6 protein-coding genes are annotated in these 6106 nt (G+C 53.2%); all 6 read left to right on the top strand.

What is annotated here, in order from left to right:
- The coding region (locus tag VMT71_03965) for a tripartite tricarboxylate transporter substrate binding protein (protein HVN23099.1) at nt 1–977 on the top strand (977 nt) is incomplete at its 5' end.
- Nucleotides 978–984: 7 nt separating this feature from the next.
- On the top strand, nt 985–1440 hold the full coding sequence (locus VMT71_03960; GenBank protein HVN23098.1) for a tripartite tricarboxylate transporter TctB family protein: 456 nt from the start codon (nt 985–987) through the stop codon (nt 1438–1440).
- Between the two features lie 3 nt (nt 1441–1443).
- Nucleotides 1444–2952, top strand: coding sequence for a tripartite tricarboxylate transporter permease (locus VMT71_03955; GenBank protein HVN23097.1), 1509 nt, complete (start codon nt 1444–1446; stop codon nt 2950–2952).
- A gap of 55 nt (nt 2953–3007) precedes the next feature.
- Nucleotides 3008–3694, top strand: coding sequence for a cyclase family protein (locus VMT71_03950; protein ID HVN23096.1), 687 nt, complete (start codon nt 3008–3010; stop codon nt 3692–3694).
- A 26-nt stretch (nt 3695–3720) separates the two neighbouring features.
- Complete coding sequence (locus VMT71_03945; GenBank protein HVN23095.1) at nt 3721–4812, top strand: Xaa-Pro peptidase family protein; 1092 nt, start codon at nt 3721–3723, stop codon at nt 4810–4812.
- 203 nt (nt 4813–5015) lie between these two features.
- Nucleotides 5016–5966, top strand: a complete 951-nt coding sequence (locus VMT71_03940; GenBank protein HVN23094.1) for an NAD(P)-dependent oxidoreductase — start codon at nt 5016–5018, stop codon at nt 5964–5966.
- Nucleotides 5967–6106: the final 140 nt, after the last annotated feature.

The following is a 6106-nucleotide window of genomic DNA, read 5'->3' as shown; positions in this document are numbered from 1 at the left end:
GAGGAGACATGAAAGCGTCCGTCGCAGGATTTCTCATGGGTCTGGCAGTGGTCGCTGTGATTTGCACAGTCGGCTATGCGCAGGAAGATGTGTCGAAGTATCCGAGTAAACCCATAACCTATATCGTTCCTGTAACGCCGGGCACAGGCACTGACCTTTCCGTCCGTCTCATTGCCAAGGAGGCAGAGAAGTTCCTGAAACAACCCATCATTGTGGTCAACAAACCGGGGGGAGCCCTGACGCTCGGCACAGCAGCAATCGCGACCGCAAAGCCGGACGGCTATACGATAGGTTTCAGCGGAGGACCACCCCTCTTCCTGACGCCGCTCCTGGAAAAAGTACCCTACGACCCGATAAAGGACATACGCTCCATCATGCAGTACGGTGGCTTTAACTTCGGCGTTTACGTAAAAGGCGATTCATCTTTCAAGACATTCAAGGACCTGGTTGCATACGCGCGGCAGAATCCCAAGAAGGCAACCTACGGGACTGTCGGCGTAAACGGTATGCCCAACATCATGGTGGAAGAAGTTGCAAAACGGGAAAAGGTTCAGTTCACGCACATACCCTTCAAAGGAACTTCAGAAGGACAGACAGCGCTATTGGGCGGCCACACGGTGTTCGGGGCTGGCGACTTTAACGCATCACTCGTCGAGGCGAAGGAGATACGACTCGTCATGATGCTCAAAGACGAGCCTTCCGCCGAGTATCCTGGAGTACCGACCATCAAGGAGCTCTACAATCTCCCCTACCCGATGGGCATCACCATTATCACGCAGAAGGCCGTACCCGATGCTATCGTGAGAAAACTTGATGATGCCTTTACCAAAGCGATGAAGGAACCCGCTTTCGTGGCCGGCATGAAAGAACTGCAACTTCCAGTCGTCTATAGGAGCGGCAAGGACCTGGATGCGTACGTGCTCCAGAGTTACAATTATTTTTCAAGGACCCTCAAGGAGATGGGCGTCATCAAGTGAGGACCCGATGAGAAAAAGAGAGATCACCAGCAGCCTTTTCTGGCTGCTGATAGGCTTGATCCTCACGATCTGGTCTGCCACGTACCCCATCGGGAATCTGGCACAGCCCGGTACCGGCTTCCTGCCCCTTGGCCTCGGGATTCTCATGATCATATTTTCCGCGACCCTGTTGATCCGGGCTTTCAAATCGACCAGCGCTGAAAAAGGGACAGCCCTGACCTTTCCAAAACGGTGGCTTAGCCTTTCTGTAACTGTGCTCATTCTCCTCGCAGCGGTTTTTCTCTTCGAGAACGTCGGTTATATGATCATATTCTTCGTGCTCGCATTGGTGCTCCCCGTGCTCGCCGGAGATATCACGTGGAGGCGTTCATTGATCTTCGCAATCTTCTCGACGGCCGGCGTCTATATCATCTTCGTGTGGCTTTTGAAACAGCCGCTCCCGACAGGCTTCCTCGGATGGTGATTGATGGATTTTTTTAGCAACCTGGCACTGGGTTTCGGTATCGCTCTCACTATCAAGAATCTTTCCTTCTGTTTCCTTGGTGTGCTTATCGGCACACTGATAGGCGTGCTGCCGGGACTCGGCCCTGTCGCAACCATTTCTCTGCTGCTGCCGACCACGTTCGGCATGGAACCTGTAACTTCAATTATTCTTCTCTGCGGGGTCTACTACGGTGCCATGTACGGCGGTTCCACCACCTCGATACTCGTCAATATTCCAGGCGAGGCAGCCTCGGTAGTCACCTGCCTCGACGGGTACCAGATGGCACGCAAAGGCCGTCCAGGGCCTGCGCTCGGTATTTCTGCGTTCGGCTCATTTATCGGAGGCACATTGAGCATTATCGGCCTTATGCTTCTTTCACCTCTTCTCGCCAGAATGGCGCTGAAATTCGGGCCGCCGGAATTCTTCGGACTGATGCTTCTCGGCCTTGCAATGGTAACCTACCTTTGCCGAGGTCCGGTTATGAAGGGTCTCATCATGGCAGTTGCCGGACTGGCGGTTTCGTGCGTCGGTCAGGACCAGATCAGCGGCTCGACACGTTTTACCCTGAACAGCATCACGCTCATGGACGGCATGGGAATTGTGCCCGTTGCCATGGGCATGTTCGGCATTTCCGAGGTGCTCACAAACCTGGAGCAGATACTAAAGCAGGACGTGCTCGCCGCGAAGGTCACCGGCATTTTCCCCACGCTCAAGGATTGGGCTGACGCCAAGTGGCCTATCATCCGCGGCTCACTCATCGGTTTCTTTGTCAGCATCCTGCCTGGCGCCGGCACCGTTATTCCCACGTTCATGGCCTACACGGTTGAGAAACGTCTCTCCAAGCACCCCGAGAAATTCGGCACGGGCACGATAGAAGGTGTGGCCGCGCCGGAGACGGCTAATAACGCTGCAGCAGGCGGTTCCATGGTGACACTCCTTTCGCTCGGGCTTCCGTCGAGTGTGGGCATGGCCATCCTGCTCGGCGCATTCATCATTCACGGCGTTCAACCGGGCCCGCTCCTCATCAGCAAGCACCCGGGATTGTTCTGGGGAACCATAGCAAGCATGTACATCGGCAATGTCATGCTCCTCGTCCTCAACCTGCCCCTGATCGGCCTCTGGATCAAGATATTGAAGATTCCCTACAATCTTCTTTTTCCGCTCATCATTCTGTTCTGCTTTCTCGGCGCTTACAGTCTGAACAACAATATTTACGATGTGCTCGTGATGGTGATATTCGGTGTCTTCGGATACCTGGTGCGAAAGTATGAGTACGAGGGAGCGCCCTTCCTCCTCGCGTTAGTTCTCGGGCCTATGCTGGAAAATGCCTTCCGCCAATCTCTCATCTACGGCGACCCCTTTATCTTTTTTAATCGCCCCATCTCTGCGGTTCTGATCTGTGTCTCGTTTTTCCTTCTTATCTCACCGCTTTTCAAGACGTTCTCTCAAAAAAGGAAAACAATAGAGAAGGCATTGGATGAAGGAGACTAGTCAAGAAGGACGAGTCAAATTGTTTTCTCACGACATTGCTGTAAAGGAGACCTTTATGCTAGCTAACTTTCAAGTAATTGACCTGTCACGGCCGATCCACACGAAAATGCCGGTCTTCCCCGTGATCTCCAAGACCTATCTCGGAGTATATCTGGGACACAAAGATACGCTGCGTGCAGGCAACATTTCTTCCCAGACCAATATCCTCATGATGAACGACCACGCCGGTACCCACATCGATTCCCCCCTCCATTTCAACCCGGAAGGGAGTGCTATCGACAGGATGCCGACCGAAATCATGGTGGGGAACGCGGTCATGCAGGATTATTCGTTCAAGAAAAATGCGGACTCCATTGCATCTGCTGAGATCGAAGAAAAGCTCAAGAAGATAAACGTAAATCCCAAGGACTTGAAGTATGTCCTTTTCAGGACCGGCGCGGCAGAGTACTATGACACGGACGACTACATGAGCAAGTACCTGGAGGTGAGTGTCGAAGCGGTGGAGTGGATGCTCGACCGCGGTATACTTGTTTTTGGTGTCGATGCGTCAACCTGTGACCACGCAAAGGACAAGGCAACCCACATGCTCATGCGAAAGAGGGTGTGCTATCACATCGAGAATCTCGCCAACCTGGACAAGCTTCCACAGGACAGGATGTTCACGTTTGTCTGCAACCCTTTACTCATGGTGGATGCCAGCGCAGCGCCGTTTAGGGCGCTGGCGCTTGTCCCAAAGAAATAAATCTATCGAACGATCAAGGAGAAGAAATGAAACTTACACTTCAGGAACGGGACCGTCGTCACGATGCGATCAGGAAGATGATGAAAGAGAAAGATCTTTCCATCCTGGTAGTTGCCTCCAATGCGATGTGGACCGGACACGTCCGTTATCTTTCCAACTACCCTCCCCATTTTGGCTATTCCTATGTAGTATTTCCGCGAGACGGCGCACCCACCATCTTTGTTTTCAGCGGGATCCAGGAACGTGTAGCAGCACAGCGCTGGATCAGCGACGCCAGGCAGAGTTCTGACTATCCGGCAGATATTGTCAGGCGAATCAAGGAATCGGATTATGATGGCAAACGCATAGGGCTTGTGGGTGTGGAGAATATCTCGTTTACAATTTACGAGTACATGAAGAAGGAGTTGCCCTCGGCAACTTTTGTCAATGCCACCAAGGAGATATTCGATTTGCGCATGATCAAGAGTGCAGAGGAGCAGGCCCTCGCCCGCGAGTGCGCCCGCATTACAGACGGCCTTTACAAAAGAATCAAGGAAGTCGCGAAGATCGGGATGAGCGAATTCGACATCTACGCTGAGATGGACTACTTCATGCGCAAGCAGGGAGTTGAAACCGCCTTCAATCTTATCGGGACCGGCAGCTACCCCGTCGCACCATTTCTCGCACCTTCAGGCAGGGTACTTCAGAAAGGCGAAAGCTTAATCGTGGAGCTTACCCCTCGGTACGAAGGGTACTACACGCAGCTCACGGTGGTGATGCCCCTGGAAGAACCGACAGCGAAGATGAAAGAGTTTCTCGAGACCGGCGTCGCTGCGCAGCAGAAAGGCGTGACATTGCTCAAGCCCGGCAACAAAGCCTCTGACGCGGCCAATGCAATGAAGGCGTACGTGGAGGAAGCGGGGTATGTTTATCCGTATCGAGGAGGCCACTCCCTCGGACACGACCTCGACGAACCGCCGGCGATCGTGCCGCAGGACGATACCATGCTTCAGCCAGGTATGACTATTGTTGTCCACCCGTGTGTTATGGACAAGAGCGGCGACGGCGTTTTTATCGGCGATACGTATCTTATAACAGAAACCGGCAACGAACCTTTAAACCATACACCGTTGAAATAACGAGACCGCTTCGCTAGAAAGACCGTCGCACACCCGCAAGCGGGTTTGGCGACCAGGAAGAGGGAAGAAAGAGCAAGCAGAAACTGTACGTGGTTGTTTGAATGCTTCCTAGCGCAACGGCCTTCCATCTTCCCTCTTCCCTCTGCCTCCGGGCAAGCGAGTGGTAATTACTTAGCAATATCTGAGTGAATGGGAGGATAGTAATGATACTGATAACAGGTGGGTTGGGCTTTTTGGGGGGGAACCTCGGGAAGTATTTACTCGACAACGGGCAGGAGGTACTTCTGACCCGCAACCGGAATGTGGAAGTGCCGACCATACTGGCGCCTTACCTAGGGAAAGGCCTCCAGATCGCGCCCATGGATGTTACCGCCATAACCACCATTTGCGATGCCGTCAAGAAATACAGGGTGAAGAGCATCATACATTGCGCGTCGATCTACGAAGGCAGAGGCAGCCTCTATCAGGCTACGGAAGTGAACGTGACCGGAACAGCCAATATACTGGAAGCCGCGCGCCTCATGGACGTGGGCAGAATTACGTTCGTCAGTTCGGAAGGCGTAAACCAGGGACGTAAAGGTTCCACCCCCCTGAAAGAGGAGGAGTTCTTCTGGGCGCGCTCGGACCGCTACATACCGGCCACGAAAAAGATGGCAGAACTCCTCTGCTTCATCTACCAGAAAGAATACAAGATGGACATAGTGATCACCAGGCCGTCGCGCATCTACGGCCCGCTCTATACCGCCGGCAGAAACCCGATCCTTCGCATGGTGACCGCGGTCGTGAAGGGGCAGTCCACAGTATTCAGGGATGTCAACGGAGACGAAGGGCATGACTTCATATACGTGAGAGACTGTGCCCGGGTGCATGGGTTAATTCATTGCGCCGAGAAGTTAAGACACGATCTCTACAACATCGGTTTCGGCAAGCATCAGACCCTTGGGGAAGTAGCCCGGGCACTCGAAAAAATAATGCCTGACACAAAGATAACGCTCGCGAGCGGGGTTTCCACCATCACCAAAACAGCCTTCGACATCGACGCTGCTCTCGACAACACGAGAATCGCTGAGGAGTTCGGCTACGTGCCCGAATACGACCTCGAGAAAGGTCTCGCCGCACTTGCCGCCTGGGTCAAAGACGGCACGTATCTGTAGGAACGACATTGCAGCTTGTGATAGACTGACAGGATACTGGCATTGTCAAAAATTGCATGAATAATGGCGAACACGGTTCAACCTTTCCTGAGCGAAGCATTGCGGGAGTCTCTCGGGACCCGTCTTATGTTCGGAGGGAG

Source organism: Syntrophorhabdales bacterium (genome assembly GCA_035541455.1).
Taxonomy (GTDB): domain Bacteria; phylum Desulfobacterota; class Syntrophorhabdia; order Syntrophorhabdales; family WCHB1-27; genus JADGQN01.
Note: the sequence above shows the minus strand (reverse complement) of the source record. Positions and strands in the feature narration are given on the sequence as shown.

Coding starts and splice junctions, on each gene's coding strand:
- VMT71_03940 (HVN23094.1), top strand. CDS start 5,016: ATGATACTGATAACAGGTGGGTTGGGCTTTTTGGGGGGGAACCTCGGG.
- VMT71_03950 (HVN23096.1), top strand. CDS start 3,008: ATGCTAGCTAACTTTCAAGTAATTGACCTGTCACGGCCGATCCACACG.
- VMT71_03960 (HVN23098.1), top strand. CDS start 985: ATGAGAAAAAGAGAGATCACCAGCAGCCTTTTCTGGCTGCTGATAGGC.
- VMT71_03955 (HVN23097.1), top strand. CDS start 1,444: ATGGATTTTTTTAGCAACCTGGCACTGGGTTTCGGTATCGCTCTCACT.
- VMT71_03945 (HVN23095.1), top strand. CDS start 3,721: ATGAAACTTACACTTCAGGAACGGGACCGTCGTCACGATGCGATCAGG.